This is a genomic window from Endozoicomonas sp. Z74 (genome assembly GCF_057680865.1).
In genome coordinates this window covers 1-18,852 of record NZ_JBLYZI010000072.1, presented here as the reverse complement: position 1 = coordinate 18,852, position 18,852 = coordinate 1, and the positions used below count along the sequence as shown (strand labels likewise).

Here is an 18,852-nt window from a genome sequence, read left to right as displayed (position 1 = left end):
GATCGTTGGGGGTTAGCCAGTCGTGTCCATAAATAGGGCTAATTCACCAGGGTCCGCTTTCCCTGCCCGATACCTGAAGCACTCTTTCTTGGAACTATGGTTGCTGATAGTTGGTCTACACTGCTTTCTTTCATAAAAGTCAGGAGACCGGCAATGTTAGAAAAACACCAGATCCGCCTGGTATGGGTGACATCGTTAGGCGGCCTGCTGGAATTTTATGATTTTATTATTTATGCGCTGATGGCGGGCTACCTCGCAGACCATTTTTTCCCGGGATCTGATCCGTATACATCGCTGCTCACCACCTTTGCTACTTTTTCAGCCGGTTATTTTGCCCGTCCCATTGGCGGTCTGGTCTTTGGTCATCTTGGCGACCGCTACGGCCGTAAACCGGTGTTTTCGGCCACAGTTCTGATGATGGCTCTATCCACTGCCCTGATTGGCTGCCTGCCCACCTACCATCAGATCGGAGTGCTCGCCCCCATTCTGATCACCCTGTTGAGAATCATTCAGGGATTTTCCATTGGCGGTGAAATTCCCGGTGCCATCACCTACCTCAGTGAAACCGTGCAGAAACATCAGGGAGTGGTGATCAGTCTGCTGTTTATGGCCCTGGTCAGTGGTTTTGTTTTTGGATCCCTGGTGCACAGCTTGTTGCTGGAACTGCTTGGTAAGGAGGCCATGGCGGATTGGGGCTGGCGGATTCCATTCTGGTTTGGTGGCTGCCTGGGTATATTCAGTTACCAGGTCAGAAAACATTTTCATGAGTCCAGCCTGTTTCTGCAACTGGATCAGACCCGACAAAGAAGCCAGATCCCTCTGGTGATTCTGCTCAAACACTATAAAACTGAAATACTGACCGGCTTTTTATTGATTATTCCGGTAGCGGTATCCATGTCATTGCTGTTTCTGTTTCCCCAGAGCTATCTGACCCGCTTGCTGGGTTATGATGCTAAAACGGTGGCCATAGCCGGTGGTTTGGGTAATTTTGCCGCTGCCGTTATCTTTGTCCTGGTGGGTTGGCTGGCGGACCGTAATCCTGCCCCCCGGTTTCAGTTAACACTGCTGAGATACTCATGCCTGGTATCCATACTTCTGGCCGCACCCATTTTTGCGGCATACGCCCACTATCACGTTTCCGTCTATCTGGTCATGATCCCCAGTGCCATTGTCCTGGGCACTGTAACCGGTATTTCCCCTCTTATACTCAGCTCTGTTTTTCCCATTTCCGTTCGCTATTCCGGCATTGCTTTTTCTTATAACGCCTGTTTTGCCGTTTTTGGGGGACTGACGCCGGTTATCGCCATGACCCTGATCCAGACAACCAGCAAACTTTCTTCTCCGGCCATCTACCTGGCACTCAGTGGGTTTTGTGGATTGGCTGGCGTCTACCTCATGTGCGCCCAACACCCTTCCGGTCAGAAAACGACGGCGCAATAATAAATACCGCTATTCGCACCGAACCAGTAGCAGGTTTATAATCGCCGCGCTTTTACCATGGTAAAGACCGGAGAACCCCTTTGATGCCCGCTGATGCCAGTGACGCTCTTGACAAAAGAGTTGATAACAACCGCAACAATCATCAAAAAAACGACCATAACGACCGCTTTGGCGGAACCCGTCGTTTATATGGCCATGAGGCGGTTGAGACACTCAGGCAGTCCCACATCTGTGTGATCGGCATTGGTGGCGTTGGCTCATGGGCAGCTGAAGCACTGGCCAGAACCGCCGTTGGTCACATCACCCTGATTGACCTGGATGACATCTGCATCACCAACACCAACCGACAGCTCCATGCCCTGTCGGAAACCATCGGTCAGTCCAAGGTTGAGGTGATGGCCGAACGAATTCGCAGTATCAATCCTGAATGCAACTGCCAGGTGATCGAAGACTTTATTACCCCGGACAACATTGCCGAACTGATTACCCGGGAGTTTGATTATGTGCTCGATGCCATCGACAATTTCCGGGTGAAGGCAACACTGATTGCCCATTGCAAACGCAATAAAATCAAAATCATTACCACCGGCGGTGCCGGGGGCCAGATGGACCCCACCCAGGTCCAGATTACGGACCTGACCAAAACCTGGCATGACCCCCTGGCCCGCAAAGTCCGTAACCAGCTGCGGGACCGCCATGGGTTCAGCAAAAATACCCAGAGAAAGTTTGGGGTGGACTGTGTTTTTTCCACGGAACAGGCCGTCTATCCACAGGCGGACGGTTCTGTCTGCCAGACCAAGCCCACTGCCGGAGGCTCCATGAAAATGGATTGCGCCAGTGGCTTTGGCGCCTCAACAGCGGTGACGGCTACTTTTGGTTTTGCGGCCACCGCCCGGATGATAAAAAAGCTGATCAACAAACCACCTTCGCCTACATCCTGAACAATTCCGCGTGTGACCCAGTGCGCTCAAAGATAATACGATCGTCGTCGATTCGGTAAATCAATAACCAGTCTGGCTCAATATGACACTCCCGGTACCCTTTCAATGGCCCTGTCAGAGCATGGTCGCAGTGCCTGACCGGGAGCGTGGTTTGTTGAACCAGATAATCCAGCACCGCCACCATTTTTTTCAGGTCTTTACCCTGTTTTTTAATCCTCCGGTAATCTTTCTTAAACTTTGAAGTCTGAACCGGCTTCAGCATTCGTCATCATCCAGGTCGTCCATCATGTCTTCCAGAGTGTCAAACGTCTTTAACCCTAACCCTTCTCTGGATGCCTTCAATGCCTGAAGCGTTTCTTCATTCGGTATCCGTACATCAAAGGGCAGGCCGCCGCACAAACCAACCTGAGTGTAAAACATGGAAATGGCTTCCGTTGTATTGATACCCAGTTTCCGAAATATAGCTTCAGCATGTGCCTTCAGCTCAGGTTCCACTCTGGCCTTGACTACCGCGGTCTTGCTCATAACACGCCCCTTTTGTTTTACTTGAAATCATTGTAGACCAATCGGTACACAATACAATTTCACACAAATGCCCATGGCGAAAGAAAAAGGATGAGTGCCCAGCTTATTGATACCGGTGCGCAATGGCCTTGATCTCCCGGATAATGGCTTTAAGCCCATTGCCCCGGGAGGGGCTTAAATGAGTGAACAGATCCAGCTCCATAAACCAGCTTTCAAGATCTACCAGCTCAATCTCCAGAGCGGTTTTGCCACTGAGGGCTGACAGAACCAGGGCAATCAACCCCCGAATCACCCGGGCATCAGAGTCTGCGATAAAATGCAGCTTCATGGTTTCATCGTCATAATAATGATGGAGCCAGACAGTGCTCTCACAGCCATGGAGGCGGGCGTCATCGGTTTTCCATTTGACCGGCAAAGCTGGCAGCTGTTTCCCCAGCAGCATAATTTCCCGGTACTTCTCCTGCCAGCCTTTCAGCGACTTCAGCCGTTTAATTCGCTCAGCATTCTCTCCGGCCTTCTCTTTGGCAAGTCCCTTTTGAACACCGGTTCCAAGAACAGACGCAAAATTACTGAAGACTTCTGGCAGACTCGGTTGACCACTCGCCTCAGAGCGATCAACGACACCCGAAACGTCCGGAATCGGATGAAAGCCCGGATGATGAAGCCGTTCCAGCGCCAGAATGAAAGCACTCACATCCGCCGGGTTGTTATAGGCAGCAAAGGATGCTCTCACCGTTCCCTGAAGGTTGAGACTTTCCATCAAAGGCATGGCGCAATGATGACCGGTTCGAACCGCAATGCCCTGCTGATCCAGCATCATGCCAATATCCTGGTTATGAAGGACCTCAGAAATAAAGGAGACCATCGGGGCTTTTTCAACGCCTTCTTTCAGTGCCCCACCCATCACCTTCACTCCCTTTATGGCAGCCAGACCTTCCTCAGCCTGCGACAGCAGTTGCCGCTCATGAAGGAGTAATGCCTCTGAATCCATACTTTGAATAAACGACAGCCCCTGAGCCAGGCCTATGGCACCCGCAATATGAGGAGTACCCGCCTCAAATTTGAAAGGCAGTCGATTAAAGCGGGTACCGGAAAAACTCACTTTTTCAATCATCTCTCCGCCGCCCTGCCACGGGGGCATGGCTTCCAGCAGCTCCCGACGGCCATAAAGCACACCGATACCGGTTGGCCCATAAGCCTTATGGCCGGAGAACACATAAAAGTCACACCCCAACGCCTGCACATCCAGAGGACTGTGGGCCGCTGCCTGGGCACCATCCACCAGAACCAGAGCCCCGGCATCATGGGCTGTGTTGATGATGGTGGTCAGAGGCGTCAATGTCCCTATGGCATTGGATGCCTGAGTGATGGCCACCAGCCTTGTTCTATCCGATAACTGGCGCTGGAAGTGTTCAAGGTCAATCCTGCCGCTCTCATCCAGTTCAATCACTTTGATCACTGCCCCTGTGCTACTGGCCAGCAGCTGCCAGGGCACGATGTTGGCGTGGTGCTCAAGCCGGCTGACCAGAATTTCATCCCCGGTCTTTAACTGACTCTGTCCCCAACTGCTGGCCACCAGGTTAATGGCCTCTGTGGTTCCCCGGGTCCAGATGATTTCTTCCGCAGCACCGGCGTTAAGAAACCGCCGCACCTGCTCCCTGGCGTCTTCAAAAGCATGGGTTGCCCTGGCACTCAAAAAGTGGGCCGCTCTGTGAACGTTGGCATTGCTGCACTGGTAATACGTCGTGAGCGCCTGAATCACGGACTCGGGTTTCTGGGTGGTGGCGGCATTATCCAGGTAGATCAAGGGCTGACCATGAGCCTGCTCTGAAAGTAAAGGGAACTGCCTGCGAATAACATCCACATCAAAAGCAGGGGAACGGGCAGGGTGCTGGTGATTCATCATCAGGGGATCGTAACGGTCTTTATTCAAAACAGCTCTTTATAAAAGAGAGCCCATGGAACTGGGAAGTGTATAGCTCAGGTCAACTGAGGCAATACCTTATATCGAATTACCGGGGATTATTGATAATGGCCCGAAAATAAGCCATCTCGACCACTGACAATAGAACATTTATACCGCCTGTTTTGATCGATGGATGTTGAAACACTGCCGAGATGCTGAACAAATGCCCATAGCGCAAGAAAACGATGCCTATAGCCCAAGAAAATAAGGGAGCGATCTGACCCAAAATGATGCGGAAAATAATAACTCTGGCACTGGGGATCACCGTCCTCAACGGCCCGGTTTTCGCCAATGCAGAAAGCACCGCCGTCTCTGAGCCCTCGTTATCGAGCCCTGTAAACTCAACCAACGGCTCCCCCCGAAAGAAAGCGGCAGGCCTGCCCTTTATTTTCAGCTCGGAAGACTGGGGGGTTGCCCTGGGGGGCGCGGGCATTATCAATGGCATCGGCCAGCCCCAGATGTCCCTGTTCGGCACGGCAATCGCCTCAAGCAATGGCACTATGCTCGGCTATCTGGGTCTCTACAACGTCATGATTCCTGAATGGGATCAGATTCAATTTGACTTCAGTGTACTGGAAGCCAACTTTAAAAAAGCCAACTATTATCTCTCCGGCAATCCCGAGTTTGCGGGACAAGTTGCAGACCAAAGTGCTGGCGGCAATGATTCCAGTGTGGACAACTATATTCGCTCTGGAGCAAGGGAACAAAATTACAAGATCCACATGCGCTATACCCTGCCCATTGGTGCGGGCAAAGAAGGCGCTCTGGCGGCTACCGCCCGAAAAGCCCGGGGTTATAAAACCGGTGGTATTGAGTGGAACCCCCTCACCTCAGGTATTACTACTTTCGAACTGCAGCCCTTCTACCAGACCCAGAGGCTGGATGAGTTTGAGTCCGGCGCGCTGGAAAAGCAGGAAGCGGATAAAGCCATGGGCATGCGCTTTATCCTTGAGTACGACAACCGGAACTCCAGCCAGTTACCCACCCGCGGCAGCCGAACCGCCTTCACCTGGACCCATGACTGGGGCAGTGATGACCGGCCTGACTGGTCCACCGTGGAGTTTGAGTTCAGCAAGTTCATCAGCCTGGGCAGCAATGACTTTATGAACCAGCAGGTGATTGCCCTGAATGCCTGGGTTGCTGATACCCCCACCTGGAATGACACCACAACGGTCAACGGTGAAGAGGTCTATCGAAGGGCCCCTTCATTTGCCGGGGTCACTCTCGGAGGATGGGACAAGCTCAGAGGGTATAACTCCGATCGTTTCCATGGCCGCTCGGCAGTGTCCTACAGCCTTGAATACCGGATGATGCCAAAATGGAATCCCCTGGAAGACATGCCCATCATTGGCCCCATGTACGATATCCCCTGGTGGCAGTGGACCCTGTTTATGGATGCAGGCCGCGTTGCAGACAACTTTGATGTCCATGAGCTGCACCGGGATATGAAAACCAGCTTTGGTGGCGGAATCCGTTTCCGGGTTGAAGGCGTAACGGTCAGGACTGAAGTGGCCAGTGGCGCGGAAGAGTGGTATTTCCGAGTCTTTGTGAACCAGCCTTTCTAGACAAAGTTTGCACCGCCAAACTCCCTCTCCCTCTGGGAGAGGGTGGGGTGAGGGAATAACCGATGCAAGTCTCCCCGACATAGCCGGGGGTCATTAATGAATGAGCCAACCGAATCACTGGCTCAGTTTACATTCCTGTGTTATAAGTTTTATCCAGACAAACTGAACAAACACAGACTATTTTCAAGCAATGAACTCAGCCCATAGCAACCTGATCCTTATTCTAAACGTGGTGATTATTATCTCCGCGGGGGGATCTGTGGGCTGAATACAACCCTGTTCCACAAAACCCCCGAACCGCAAGGTCCGGGGGTTTTTTTTTGGTTATACCAGGAGACTCGCCATGGAACTCACTGCCCTGATTACCCTTCAGCTGATTGCAATAATCCCTGTCCTGTTACTACAGGTCATAAGCACAGGCTCATCAGCACCAGAATCCGTCGCCCAGGCTTCGGTAAAGGGTTTCACAGAGCAGTTATTTCCAGATCCAACCGGGGGTGGTCAGAATGAAAGGCGCTGAAGCCATCGTAAAAACCCTCCACCTCCTCGGCGTTGATACCCTTTTCGGGTACCCGGGAGGCACCATCATGCCGGTATACGACGCCCTTCTTGACTCCCCTGTTGAGCATGTCCTCTGTCGCCATGAACAGGGAGCCGGCTTTTCCGCCATTGGTTACGCACGCTCCACACTCCGCCCTGGTGTCTGCCTGGCCACCTCAGGCCCCGGTGCCACCAACCTGATTACCGCTCTGGCAGACGCCATGATGGACTCCGTTCCCATTGTGGCGATCACAGGCCAGGTCCCCCGGGCAGCCATGGGAACCGATGCGTTTCAGGAAATCGACATACTGGGTCTGTCCATGGCCTGCACCAAACACAGCTTTCTGGTGGATAGCCCGGACACATTATGCGAAACACTGCAACGCGCCTTCGCCCTGGCCGTTGAAGGCCGACCCGGACCGGTGCTGGTGGACATCCCAAAGGACATTCAGCAGGCAGAGCTTTCTTTTCAGCCTCCTCTGAATACCGTTGCCTCACCCAGGGAACATACAAACCACTCATGCTCTCCCGAGATTCAGGAAGCCATTGCCCTGCTGCAAACGGCCCAACACCCCATCGTCTATGTAGGTGGAGGAGTGAGCATGGCAGGAGCTGTGCAGGAGCTCCGTGACTTTCTGGACACCACCGGCATCCCCAGCGTCTGTACCTTAAAGGGGCTTGGCTCTGTGCACCCTGATACTCCCTGCTACCTGGGAATGCTGGGAATGCACGGTACCCGAGCCGCCAATATGGCGGTGCAGAACTCAGATTTACTGCTGGTGGTCGGTGCCCGGTTTGATGACCGGGTCACCGGCAAACTGGATACCTTTGCCCCTGATGCCAAAGTCATCCATATGGATATAGACCCGGGCGAAATTCACAAGCGCAGAAGGGCCTGTGTTGCCCTCACGGCCCCCATCAATGAACTTCTTCCTGAACTGACAGGCTCGCTGAAAGGTTCATTGCCCATTGAAGAATGGCGCCAGTATTGCCTGTCCCTGAAAAAACAGCATGCCTGGAAATACCACAAACCCGGTGATGATATCTTTGCCCCTTTGCTCCTGAAGCAACTGTCAGATCAACTGCCCCCGGACAGCATCGTCAGCTGCGATGTTGGCCAGCACCAGATGTGGGTCGCCCAGCACATGGGCTTTCACCATCCCCGCAACCATCTGACCAGTGGCGGCCTTGGCACCATGGGGTTTGGCCTGCCCGCTGCCATAGGCGCGGCAATGGGCAGGCCGGAGAGTGAGGTGGTTCTGGTGACCGGAGACGGCTCGTTCATGATGAACATCCAGGAGCTCAACACACTCCGCCGAAAACAGCTTCCGGTCAAAATGGTTCTGCTGGACAACCAGAAACTGGGAATGGTCCGCCAGTGGCAGGAGCTGTTCTTCGACGGCCGTTACAGTGAAACCGACCTGTCGGACAACCCTGACTTTGTCAGCCTGGCAGCAGCATTTGGTATTCCGGGGAGAATGATTTCTCAACGGGATGAAGTTGCACCTGCACTGACAGAAATGCTGGCCGCTTCCACGGCCTTTCTGCTCCATGTCTGTATTGATGCCCGGGAAAATGTCTGGCCCCTGGTTCCCCCCGGAGCCGCCAACCACGAGATGCTTGAGGAGTACTCATAATGTATCAGCTGACAATTCAATGCGGAAAACAACCGGATGTGTTGGAAAGAGTCCTGAGAGTGATCCGGCACCGGGGTTTTTCACTGGACAGCCTGGGCATGAGAAAAAGCAGTCACCCGCAGCATATGGAGCTGACCATTGATGTTTCCGGCATCCGCCCCCTGGGGCTGCTGACCACCCAGCTGGAAAAACTCTATGATGTTATTCAGCTGGAGGTGAGTGCCATAGACATCGGTCTACAGGCATCAGCAACGTAGATTCCAGTTTTGGTGTCAGGCAGAGTGATCAGGCCTTCTCCCCCGTGATATCTGCCACCCGCTCAAGTTCTTTCAACTTCATCCGGAACCGGTTGATGATAAATTCACGAAACCAGCGATGGGCCCGGTTATGCTCCCAGTACTCCGGCCACACCACGCTATAGTGAACCTCTGGCGTATCTCCTGGCAGCGGTTTAACCACCATACCCTGTTCATAAATGTTGGCCTGGGCGGCTCGCTTCATGGTGATCAGAATCTGCTCTGTCTCTTTGACAATCTGGAGGCTGATGGGCAGATTGGGCGTTTTGGCCGCCACCCGGATATTGGGGCTCAGGCTATCCAGATAGTCCCGGATAAAATGGGGGCTTCCCATCCAGGATGAGTGGCGGATCACTGAATATTTTTCAAGATCATCCACCGTAATATTTTTATGGACGCAGGGATGGCTTTCATGGACCAGGGCACAGATGCCGTCTTCCATCAGAGGCGCAGAACTGAACCCCGACGGCGGTTTTCCCACATAGCCCAGCACCAGGTCTACCTGCCCTGCCTCCAGTTTTTCATCCAGCTGGGGGCTGAACTGCAACAACTCAAAATTGAAATGGGGCGCCTGGGACCAGAATTGCTGAAGAATCTGCGGCAACATCTGCTCAAGCACAATATAGGTGGCCGCAATGGTAAAGTTCTTTTCGGTGGTCCAGGGATCAAACAGCTGGTTTTCAAAAATGGTGCTGGCTTCTGTCACCACCCGGTTCACATCGTCTTTCAGGGCGATGGCTTTCTCAGAGAGAAAAATACGGTTTCCCTGGCGGACCAGAATCGGGTCGTTCAACGCTTCACGAAGCTGCGCCAGGGTGCGGCTCATGGCCGACTGGGTGACATGCATCTGCTTGGCCGCCAGCGAGACACTCTGGGTATCCAGCAGTGCTTTCAGACCTGGCAGAAGGTTCAGATTCAATCGGTACAGGTTCATGTTATTCAGTACATCCTGGAGCTGTAAGGCATCAACACCCGTTCCACACAGAGGCGTGAGACTATAGTCATATCACTTTCACTTCATCAGTATTAACCCCTATACATTCATTCCCATTAGGGTACACTGGAAATCAGGATCCAGGATAAGCCCTGGTTAATCTGGCCTAGAAGTCAGCCCGTCCAAATGCTCCATAGCAGGCAGAACGCGCTGGCATCAGCTGCAACAGCTGTAAGGAGGGTCTATGAGCCAAGACAAGTATAAGAACATGCAGGATCTGGTGGACAGTTACATTGCATCAGGCATGTCTGCCAGAGAGTATGTTGAAGCCCGCGTCGATGCCGGCGACCTCAGTGCTGCTGAAGCACTGAAACTGCTGTCGATTCTTCGTGAGGCCCAATCCATCACATTCAAGCTGGCCGAAATCAGTGACGACGACGTCGCCGGTCTGCAAATGATTCTGGTGCGCAAGGAAGAGGAAAGCCATTGCGACTCCCCGCCCCTGTTCAGTATTGAGATCAATGAAAGCCTCAACCCCAACCGGGAAGACGTGATTGAACTGCTTCAGAAATTTGCCAAGGAGCTGGCAGTACTGGCCACCCGTGGGGAGCTGGACGAAGCCGAGGCGATTGACACCATTGATGATAACCCGGAAGACTGGCTTGATCACCCCAATATCCTACCGGCCAGCGAAACCCGTCACTGATAATCACACCACACAGGTCCAACTTTCAGGGCCATCCACACCAAACCTACTGAATTTTCGCCCGGTCATACCGGGCATTGTTTTATGCACAGCACAACTGACAAAAAAGAACCTGCAAGCAGCCTTTTCAGAAAGAACGCTCATCAACAGATTTACTGGTCAAACCATTGAATGACCTGTGGATAACTTCCTGAACCCCAGAGGCCAAGGGCAAAAAACAGATCTGTTTATTTTTTGATCAACTTAAACAAAACAAACAGCACTTCACAAGCATCACCACAGAACCACTGAAAACAAAGGGATATACCTCCTCATACTTTGCAGAAAAATCGGTGACAGGGCAGAATGACCCAAAAACGATTGACTGCAAAACGGTCACCGTCAGAACAATAAATCCCCAGAGCGAAAGAAAACTATTTTTCACGACAGAGACCATCAATAAGAAAAGGAGCCCCCTGGGAGCCCAATGCCAACCTATCAGATTGGAGCCACATTTTTCAGCCTTTCCCTGACTCTGATGACCCTGATGCAGGTGTTACCATCCATCCGGGACCCCAGGGCCTCTGGTTTTGCCCTTTTGCAACTCAGCCTGCTGGGCTACCTGCTCCAGCCTCTGGTGGCATCCTGGTCCGGTGACTTCTGGCTGATGTGGCTTTGCAGCGCCCTTCGCAACATGATACCCACCCTGTTCTGGCTGGTTTGCAACCTCTCCTTTAATGACCGTTTTCGACTGTCCCCCAAAACCCTGACCATTCCCCTGATCGTCATCCTCACCCCGACCATAGGAAAAGCGGGAGCTTACCTGCTGCACCTGGACACCTCTTTTATTTTCAACTGGCTGATGTTCCACCTGCCACAATGGCTGGAATTCCTGTTGATTGCCCATGCCCTGATCACCGTGATCCGAAGCATGCGGGACGACCTGGTTGAATCACGCAGGGAACTGCGAGTCTGGCTGCTGGCCAGTGTTGGCCTTTACATAGCTCTGATCGTCACCATGGAACAGTTTTTTGATGGAGGACCGACCCTGTTCGTAGAAGCACAACCCCTGTTGCTGGCTTTTTTTCTGTTTGTTTTTTACGGTCGTCTATTGCGTTTCCGGACTGGATCACTGTTTCCAGAACCGGCTTCCCCCGAATATGCCAATAAAGCCTCCAGTGAAGACCCGGTCAATACCGCTTTAAGCACAGCCTGTTCAAACACCACCGGTCAACAGGTCGATCGGTTCAATGAGCTGGTCTGCAAACTGAAATCACTGATGGAAGACCAGCGCCTCTATAAAGAAGAAGGGATAACCATTAGCGACCTGGCCAATTATATGGATATCCAGGAATACCGGTTACGCCAGCTCATCAACCAGCATATGGGCTACCGAAACTTTAATGACTTTCTCAATGGTTACCGGATCCAGGAAGCCTGCCAGCGTCTGATTTCTCCCCAGGAACGGAACCTTCCTGTCCTTTCCATTGCCCTGGATACCGGATTTCGCTCGTTAAGTGCTTTTAACCGGGCTTTTAAAGAGCGGACTCAAATGACACCCAGCCAGTTCAGAAAACAGCCAGCAGCGGGTCAACAGGAACCACAGGGTCACCCGGTGATGCCCTCTGTGAAATGCCCGGAAGCCCTTGAAAATGGGAGCTGACTGATTCTGAAATAATCTGACTGATTTCAAAATCGGTTATTTTTCTGCCACTTTACGCCAGACCCTTCCCCTTGATCCCACTACATTGAAGCTCTGTTGTGATGAACAGCAGCACAATAATAAAAACAAATGCCCATAGCCCATGAAGAGTCTATAGCGCATAAAAAGCCACGAGGAAGTCCCCTTGAACATCCGATCCCTATTGACCGCTTCTGCAATGGTGTTACTGCTCACTGCCTGCACTCAGGAGGGCAGTCAACCATCGCCCGTAGCAAAAGAAAGGCAACAAAACGCCTCAAGTGACACTATCGAAAACGAAAACTTCCGAAAGGATCTTCAAGCCCGGCTGATCAAGGCAAAAGCAGGCGATGTTATTGAAATTCCTGCAGGCACCTTCACCATTGATCGAAGCCTCTCCCTGAACATAGATGGTGTTACCCTGCGCGGTGCCGGTATGGACAGGAGCATTCTCTCCTTTAAGGGCCAGGTGGCCGGTGCAGAAGGGCTGCTGGTCAATGCCAGTGACTTTGTGGTGGAGGACCTGGCCATTGAAGACACCAAAGGTGATGCCATTAAAATCAACCAGGGCAACAACATTGTGATTCGCCGGGTTCGGGTTGAGTGGACCAACGGTCCTGACAACAGCAATGGTGCCTATGGGCTGTACCCGGTACAGACGGAAAACACCCTGATAGAAGATTCCGTGGCCATTGGCGCATCCGATGCCGGAATCTATGTGGGCCAGTCCAGAAATGTCATCGTACGAAACAACCGGGCAGAATATAACGTCGCCGGTATTGAGATTGAAAATACCATTGGTGCCGATGTCTATGGCAACATTGCCACCAATAACACCGGGGGAATCCTGGTCTTCAATATGCCCTACCTGCAGCAACCCGGCCACACGACCCGAATTTATAAAAACCAGATCTACGCCAATAACTATGACAACTTTGGCACAGAGGGTACAGCCGTAGCCGCTGTACCGGCGGGTTCAGGCATCCTGATCAATTCAAACGACAATGTTGAGATTTTTGACAACGACATCCGTGATAACAAAACTGCTAATGTGATCGTCAGCAGTTACTTCACCGCGGGCTACGAAGAAAACTACCAGTTATCGGAAGACTTCGACCCTTATCCGGAAGGCATTTTTGTTTACAACAACCGGTTTAAAGGAGGCGGTGACAGCCCGGACCGCATGGAGCTCAAAGCCCTGAAAATTGCCGAATTTGGCTTCAGCGGCAGCCTGCCGGATGTGCTCTGGGACGGCATTCTGAGCCCAAAGGCAGAAAAGCCCGCCCTGTGCATAGACAATGGTGATACTGGTATTGTCAATGTCGATGCCGGAAACAACTTCAGCAACATCAGCACGGACATCACTCCTCACCGTTGTACGCTGCCCAAACTGGCGGCGGTTTCTCTGCCAATGCTGGAGGGCTGATGTATGTTTGCAGTTATCAGGGTACCTGCCTCGATCAGGATGTGCGCAGTATGGCTATTAACCCTGGTATTGGCAGGCTGTGGTGAACAACCACAGCCTCTGCTGATGATCAGTGGGGATAACTATCCGGAAAAGCTCAGCCAGTGGCAGCTGTATCACCTCAAAGACAACCGCCTCCAGCTGGCGGAAGGGGTTGTCCCCTACAAGCTGAACACCCCTCTATTTACGGATTACGCCAGCAAATTGCGTACTGTATGGATACCAGAGGGAAAGCAGGCGGAACGGGTTGATGGTGAAATCCAGTACCCCACCGGGACCATCATCAGTAAAACCTTCTACTATCCCATTGCCAGCGGCTCTGTTTTACAACCCTCGGAAGGCGATCAATCGCTCTTCTCTCACTCAACCGAAGAAGGTTTGCCATTAAATCAGGTGAGATTGATTGAAACCCGCCTTCTTGTCCATCAGGAAAATGGCTGGGTCGCTCTACCCTATGTCTGGAATAATAAGCAAAACGACGCAGTACTCGAATGGGCAGGTGATAGCAGGCAACTGACGCTTGCTGGCACAGAAAGCAACCCCTTTTTATCTAAAGAACAAATGTCGTTTACCTACATCATTCCCGACGCCAACCAGTGCGCGGGCTGCCATGCCGAAGAAGACAGTCGTCAGGCCGTCAAACCTCTGGGCCCAAAAGTGCGCCACCTGAATCGAAGCTACGACTATGCCTCAGGCGAAGAAAACCAGCTCACATACTGGTCTCGAACAGGGTTGTTGAAAGGCTTGAACAACCCGGATCAGCTCCCCCAAAACGCCTTATGGCCCAATGGACGCCCTGGAGAATCTCTGGCCCATCGTGCCCGAAGCTACCTGGATGCCAATTGCAGCCACTGCCATAACCCCAGTGGGGCAGCACGCACCAGCGGGCTCTTTCTGACCATGGATACTCCGGAAAACGCCCGACTGGGTTTCTGCAAGCGGCCCATAGCGGCGGGTAAGGGGGCTGGCAACCGGACCGTAGACATCATGCCGGGTCATGCTGACCAGTCTATTCTCACTTACCGGATGGCCACCATAGAGCCCGGGGAAATGATGCCGGAGCTGGGCCGGTCTTTGAGCCATAAAAAAGGTGTTGACCTGGTGGGGCAGTGGATCGACAGCATAGACCCGACGGCCATACTCTGTCTCGCAGGTGGATACGGCTCATAAGACGACTTTCGACGTTTGATAAAAAACGACTTTAGATAGATATATGCAGCTAAAATCTGAAAAAACACACCCATTATTCATGAACAGAACCAGGGAGAAAGCACAGCCAATAAATAACTTGCATACCAGTATGAGCTTTAGTACAACTGACGACGCCAACACAAAAAAACAATAACAATACAAACCATAACTCTAATAACAATTCTAATAACAACCACGGCAAGGACACCGACATTTATGTCTTATTCCCAGAGAACGCTGCTGCTTGCACCAGCCGCGGCCGGCTTCCTGCTGGCAGGTACTCTCCTCACCACCTCATCGGCTCAGGCCTTTGAATTTGAAGCCATGGACGGAGAAGTCCAGGGCTCTCTGAACACCACAATCAGCCTGGGAGCAAAATACGACCTGGAAGGTTACGAAACCCCGGATTCCAATGAGCAGCTCGAAAACGACGGTGACCGTTCATTTAAACGTGGCTTTGTCAGTAAGGCGTTGAAAGTTACTTCAGAACTGGACGTCAAAAAAGACAACTACGGTTTTTTTGGGCGGGCTACCGCTTATTACGACCATGTACTGATGAATGGCACCAACTACTGGCAGGAAAATAATGATGCCGATGTGGCCAAAGGGCTGTATGACGAAAGCGGCACTTTCCCGGGCTGGTCTGATGAGGTCAAGGACAACCAGGGCCGGGGAGTGAAACTGCAAAGTGCCTATGTCTTTGCTGACTGGCAGTTTGAGGGTGGTCAGAAACTGAGTCTGAAGCTGGGGGATCAGACCCATAACTGGGGGGAAACCATCTTCTACGGGGGCGGAATGATGGACCTCAATGCCTACGATATGGCCCTGGCCACCCTGCCCGGTTCCGATGGAGACCTGAACCTGGCCCAGGGAATGGTAATGGCGGACCTGCAATTCAATGATGAAATGGCTTTATCCGCCTTTGTTCAGTACGACTGGGAAGGGTCTATTCTTCCCGGGCGGGGTACCTATGGTTCCGGGGAGGATATTTTTGTTCCCGGGTCGGATTTTGCGCATTATGACTTGGCAGGGCTTGGAGTCAGCTCTGCAGTCCTGGATGGTTTAAATGCAGGGGTACTCCAGCCCAATGGATTTAGTTTGTTTGAATACCAAACAGATTTTATTACTGTTGCAGACACCTCCGGTTCCAAAAATGCTAGTAATTCTGGCCAATGGGGCTTGCGCTTTACCTATGAGCCTGAGTTTATAAAGGACACTGAATTTGCTTTTTACTATGCAAACTATCATTCCAGCTTACCCACTATTGAAGCCATGATCGCTGACGATGCAACCCTGAACACAGCAGCTGGAGCAGTAGCCGGCGCGGCTGGAAATGATGCTATCGGTAACCTATACCTTCTAAACCAAGCAACCTATGCTCAAGCTGTATACCCTGAAGACATTAAAATTTGGGGGGCAAGCTTCCATACAAAAGTATTTGGTTATACCCAAATTGCTGGTGAAATCACCTACAAAGAGAATGCTCCTATCTGGATTGACCATCCAGAAGATCTGCTGGCAAAAGTGCTGACTGCTGGCAATAGCATAGTTAACAACGGAGAATGGTCTGCCTCGCATGTTGATAGTACCCGGACGGCAACTGTTGGCCAGTGGTATCAAAACTATGAGCGAACCCCAGTCTGGGATGCCTCATTATCAGCAATCCAACCCTTTGGTGCCGTATTGGGCACTGATCTGATGTATGTGGTCACCGAATTTGCCTTCGAACAAGTCTCAGGGCTTGAAGACTATGACAAATACGTCGCCAAAGGTTCCAGTGAGTGGTTTGGGGATGATAGAGAAAAAGAGGCCGACGAACGTCTGGACCGCTTCAGCTGGGGCTACAATATGATGCTGGGCGCCAACTGGAACGATGTGGGCATTTCAGGCGTGAATCTGGAATCCACTTTTCGCTTCACCCACGATGTAGATGGTAACTCTCATATGACCGGGCGCTTTGAAGAGGGTGAGAAGAAGATCAATATGGGCCTCACTGCCAAGTACGATCAGATGATGGCCAAGCTTACCTGGGGTGGCGATGCTGATACGGTGCTGCGCAAGGGCACTATTACTGGAACGGTCGGGTATAAGTTCTAACCTTTCCCCCTCACCCCGGCCCTCTTCCTGAGGGAGAGGAGGAAATTGGACAGTCCTCAAAAAAAAGGGTGCCGTGGAAAACACGACACCCTTTTTTATTCACCCCAGCTCTGTCAGGCATTGGGATCAATAATCACAAACGCCCCTTTCTGGGAAGCCATTTTTCGGCAGGCCTGGTAGTCGCGCTCACTGGTGATATAAAAGGTGGGGGCAACGTTAACAGAAAGATCTGGAGCCATTCCTTTTGAACTGGATACCCGGGTGGAAGGGACACTGCCCATGGAGTAACAAACAGCTTTTTCTGAAGCGTCAGTCATCTGCTGGCTTTCTTCGGCTTCCTGAGCCTGAACGCTTCCCGCCATAACTAAAGCGGTAACGGCAACAACAATTGCTTTCATTGTCTTCATTCCTTCTGCATTGCTCTCTTGCGAGAATCGATTTTGGGAACTGTTGTTATCGGCCATCCAGACAATGGTTTAGGGGCTGTAACCGGCTAATGTTTACTTTTTCCAGCCACTGGAAAACCCATAGCAACACCTGAATAAAGTATATTCAGCCCTGTAGAGCCAGCAGGGTCACGCCGATACTCTGAGCCATTGAGTCCTTCAACGGTCTTTACACCTCCTCCTCAGGCTGCTTTTACCGAATTCTTTCTCCTTATAAAGTACGCTTGGAGAATTGAACAAAGGCTGACCTGGGTCAATGACCATCACTACAAATACCCAGCCATCTCTTTTTTTTACAATCCCCGACGGTCAGCTTACGCACTGCAGACGATTTGGCAGTTCCAAAACAGGCCATCAAACCGGTAGTATTAACCAATTACCTTTCGTTACGACAAAACTCAAACTCACCAGGACAAACTGGACGTTGACATGAAGAAACTGATCGCCATTTCAGCTGCGACCCTGATGCTGCCATTGCTGGCCCAAACTCAAATTGCCCAGGCGGCTTCCCTGGACAAAGAGCAGCAACAACAGGTCAAGCAGCTGGTACGTGAGACATTAATGGAAAATCCGGAGATTCTGGTGGACGTCATTAATGAATTGAAGAAAAAAGAAGAAGCCGCCAGAAATGCAGCCCAGAGTACGGCCCTCAAAGAGAGCCATAAGGAACTGTTCAATAATACCAATGACCCCTATGCCGGAGCTGAAGCCAAAAAAGCAAAACTCAGCCTGGTCTATTTTGGCGATATTAATTGCGGGTACTGTAAAAAGCAGGATCCCATTCTGGATAACCTGGTAAAGGCCTATCCTGATGTGCGTATCATTTACAAGGATTTACCCATACTCAGTCAAAGCTCAAGGGAGGGTGCAGCCCTGGCCCTGGCTGCCGGAAAAAAGGGTAACAACGCCTACCATGCTCTTCATTCCCGCCTGATGACCTTCCCCGGTCGACACGACTCAGACACCATTGCCGCTGCTGTTAAAGCAGAAGGCCTGGATATAGACCAACTGAAGAAGTCTGTGGATAACACCATCAATCAGCAGCTGGATAACAATCTGCGGCTGGCACAAAAGCTGGGCATTCGTGGTACACCGGCTCTGGTTTTTGCGGATCAGATCCTGGGAGGCTTCAGTGATGAGACTGCTTTGAAAGCCATGATTGAAGAGCGCCTGAAGAAGGCTGACAAAAAATAAAAGATACTTTTAAAAGCCACGGGATGTAAAAAACCTCTCATGACAGCTCCAGGCAGCCATGAGAGGTTTTATAAACTGCAAATATCAGGGCCTGCGACAAGGGGCAGACCGATCTGATTAGATGCATTAGTTCAGATCTGATCTGACAATTCCCTCTTCAAAAAAGGGAAGGGTTACCGATTTAGATAGAGGGTGAAATCACTGAAATCTAAATCGTAAAAAGGTAACCCTTATGATTCATACTAATCA

16 protein-coding genes are annotated in these 18,852 nt (G+C 51.5%); 11 read left to right on the top strand and 5 right to left on the bottom strand.

From position 1 onward, the window contains the following. The first annotated feature begins 153 nt into the window (after nt 1-153). Complete coding sequence (locus ACNRUY_RS18220; protein ID WP_488113079.1) at nt 154-1,440, top strand: MFS transporter; 1,287 nt, start codon at nt 154-156, stop codon at nt 1,438-1,440. 83 nt (nt 1,441-1,523) lie between these two features. Then, nucleotides 1,524-2,381, top strand: coding sequence for a tRNA cyclic N6-threonylcarbamoyladenosine(37) synthase TcdA (gene tcdA, locus ACNRUY_RS18215; RefSeq protein ID WP_488113078.1), 858 nt, complete (start codon nt 1,524-1,526; stop codon nt 2,379-2,381). On the opposite strand, the gene ACNRUY_RS18210 is transcribed toward tcdA, so the two are convergent. From ACNRUY_RS18210 to ACNRUY_RS18200, 3 genes are all read right to left on the bottom strand, one after another. After that, complete coding sequence (locus ACNRUY_RS18210) at nt 2,371-2,643, bottom strand: type II toxin-antitoxin system YafQ family toxin (RefSeq protein ID WP_488113077.1); 273 nt, start codon at nt 2,641-2,643, stop codon at nt 2,371-2,373. The genes tcdA and ACNRUY_RS18210 overlap by 11 nt on opposite strands. Further along, nucleotides 2,637-2,906, bottom strand: coding sequence for a type II toxin-antitoxin system RelB/DinJ family antitoxin (locus ACNRUY_RS18205; protein WP_488113076.1), 270 nt, complete (start codon nt 2,904-2,906; stop codon nt 2,637-2,639). Before ACNRUY_RS18205 ends, ACNRUY_RS18210 begins: the two co-directional genes overlap by 7 nt. A 103-nt stretch (nt 2,907-3,009) precedes the next feature. Next, nucleotides 3,010-4,839, bottom strand: coding sequence for a SufS family cysteine desulfurase (locus tag ACNRUY_RS18200; RefSeq protein WP_488113075.1), 1,830 nt, complete (start codon nt 4,837-4,839; stop codon nt 3,010-3,012). Between the two features lie 260 nt (nt 4,840-5,099). Here ACNRUY_RS18200 and ACNRUY_RS18195 point away from each other — a divergent pair, with 260 nt between their 5' ends. From ACNRUY_RS18195 to ilvM, 3 genes are all read left to right on the top strand, one after another. Then, nucleotides 5,100-6,437, top strand: coding sequence for a BamA/TamA family outer membrane protein (locus ACNRUY_RS18195; RefSeq protein WP_488113074.1), 1,338 nt, complete (start codon nt 5,100-5,102; stop codon nt 6,435-6,437). Nucleotides 6,438-6,943: 506 nt separating this feature from the next. Further along, entirely contained in the window at nt 6,944-8,614 is a 1,671-nt protein-coding gene (gene ilvG / locus ACNRUY_RS18190; protein WP_488113073.1) for an acetolactate synthase 2 catalytic subunit, read from the top strand. Beyond that, nucleotides 8,614-8,871: an acetolactate synthase 2 small subunit gene (gene ilvM / locus ACNRUY_RS18185; RefSeq protein ID WP_488113072.1), complete on the top strand. Its 258-nt coding sequence runs from the start codon at nt 8,614-8,616 to the stop codon at nt 8,869-8,871. Before ilvG ends, ilvM begins: the two co-directional genes overlap by 1 nt. Before the next feature lie 28 nt (nt 8,872-8,899). Here the strand turns inward: ilvM and ACNRUY_RS18180 are convergent, their stop codons facing one another. After that, on the bottom strand, nt 8,900-9,844 hold the full coding sequence (locus ACNRUY_RS18180) for a LysR family transcriptional regulator (protein WP_488113071.1): 945 nt from the start codon (nt 9,842-9,844) through the stop codon (nt 8,900-8,902). 244 nt (nt 9,845-10,088) lie between these two features. On the opposite strand from ACNRUY_RS18180, the gene ACNRUY_RS18175 reads away from it, so the two are divergent. The 5 genes from ACNRUY_RS18175 to ACNRUY_RS18155 all read left to right on the top strand — a co-directional run bounded on the left by ACNRUY_RS18175 (nt 10,089) and on the right by ACNRUY_RS18155 (nt 16,963). Next, a complete protein-coding gene (locus ACNRUY_RS18175; RefSeq protein ID WP_488113070.1) occupies nt 10,089-10,550 on the top strand; it encodes a hypothetical protein in 462 nt (153 codons plus the stop codon). Between the two features lie 466 nt (nt 10,551-11,016). Continuing rightward, the gene (locus tag ACNRUY_RS18170) at nt 11,017-12,192 is read left to right on the top strand and encodes a helix-turn-helix domain-containing protein (protein WP_488113069.1); all 1,176 of its coding nucleotides are present in this window, start codon (nt 11,017-11,019) and stop codon (nt 12,190-12,192) included. A gap of 184 nt (nt 12,193-12,376) precedes the next feature. Further along, nucleotides 12,377-13,636, top strand: a complete 1,260-nt coding sequence (locus ACNRUY_RS18165; protein ID WP_488113068.1) for a parallel beta-helix domain-containing protein — start codon at nt 12,377-12,379, stop codon at nt 13,634-13,636. A gap of 3 nt (nt 13,637-13,639) precedes the next feature. Next, nucleotides 13,640-14,845 (top strand): SO2930 family diheme c-type cytochrome, encoded by a 1,206-nt coding sequence (locus tag ACNRUY_RS18160; protein WP_488113067.1) that lies wholly within the window; start codon nt 13,640-13,642, stop codon nt 14,843-14,845. 237 nt (nt 14,846-15,082) lie between these two features. Then, entirely contained in the window at nt 15,083-16,963 is a 1,881-nt protein-coding gene (locus tag ACNRUY_RS18155) for a DUF1302 domain-containing protein (protein ID WP_488113066.1), read from the top strand. 113 nt (nt 16,964-17,076) lie between these two features. Here the strand turns inward: ACNRUY_RS18155 and ACNRUY_RS18150 are convergent, their stop codons facing one another. Further along, a complete protein-coding gene (locus ACNRUY_RS18150) occupies nt 17,077-17,361 on the bottom strand; it encodes a hypothetical protein (protein ID WP_488113065.1) in 285 nt (94 codons plus the stop codon). 477 nt (nt 17,362-17,838) lie between these two features. On the opposite strand from ACNRUY_RS18150, the gene ACNRUY_RS18145 reads away from it, so the two are divergent. Beyond that, nucleotides 17,839-18,603, top strand: coding sequence for a DsbA family protein (locus tag ACNRUY_RS18145; RefSeq protein WP_488113064.1), 765 nt, complete (start codon nt 17,839-17,841; stop codon nt 18,601-18,603). Nucleotides 18,604-18,852 lie beyond the last annotated feature (249 nt).

Bases quoted from the DNA above. Each gene is read 5' to 3' on its own strand.
- ACNRUY_RS18220 (WP_488113079.1), top strand. From the start codon at position 154: ATGTTAGAAAAACACCAGATCCGCCTGGTATGGGTGACATCGTTAGGC.
- tcdA (WP_488113078.1), top strand. From the start codon at position 1,524: ATGCCCGCTGATGCCAGTGACGCTCTTGACAAAAGAGTTGATAACAAC.
- ACNRUY_RS18210 (WP_488113077.1), bottom strand. From the start codon at position 2,643: ATGCTGAAGCCGGTTCAGACTTCAAAGTTTAAGAAAGATTACCGGAGG.
- ACNRUY_RS18205 (WP_488113076.1), bottom strand. From the start codon at position 2,906: ATGAGCAAGACCGCGGTAGTCAAGGCCAGAGTGGAACCTGAGCTGAAG.
- ACNRUY_RS18195 (WP_488113074.1), top strand. From the start codon at position 5,100: ATGATGCGGAAAATAATAACTCTGGCACTGGGGATCACCGTCCTCAAC.
- ilvG (WP_488113073.1), top strand. From the start codon at position 6,944: ATGAAAGGCGCTGAAGCCATCGTAAAAACCCTCCACCTCCTCGGCGTT.
- ilvM (WP_488113072.1), top strand. From the start codon at position 8,614: ATGTATCAGCTGACAATTCAATGCGGAAAACAACCGGATGTGTTGGAA.
- ACNRUY_RS18180 (WP_488113071.1), bottom strand. From the start codon at position 9,844: ATGAACCTGTACCGATTGAATCTGAACCTTCTGCCAGGTCTGAAAGCA.
- ACNRUY_RS18175 (WP_488113070.1), top strand. From the start codon at position 10,089: ATGAGCCAAGACAAGTATAAGAACATGCAGGATCTGGTGGACAGTTAC.
- ACNRUY_RS18170 (WP_488113069.1), top strand. From the start codon at position 11,017: ATGCCAACCTATCAGATTGGAGCCACATTTTTCAGCCTTTCCCTGACT.
- ACNRUY_RS18160 (WP_488113067.1), top strand. From the start codon at position 13,640: ATGTTTGCAGTTATCAGGGTACCTGCCTCGATCAGGATGTGCGCAGTA.
- ACNRUY_RS18155 (WP_488113066.1), top strand. From the start codon at position 15,083: ATGTCTTATTCCCAGAGAACGCTGCTGCTTGCACCAGCCGCGGCCGGC.
- ACNRUY_RS18150 (WP_488113065.1), bottom strand. From the start codon at position 17,361: ATGAAAGCAATTGTTGTTGCCGTTACCGCTTTAGTTATGGCGGGAAGC.
- ACNRUY_RS18145 (WP_488113064.1), top strand. From the start codon at position 17,839: ATGAAGAAACTGATCGCCATTTCAGCTGCGACCCTGATGCTGCCATTG.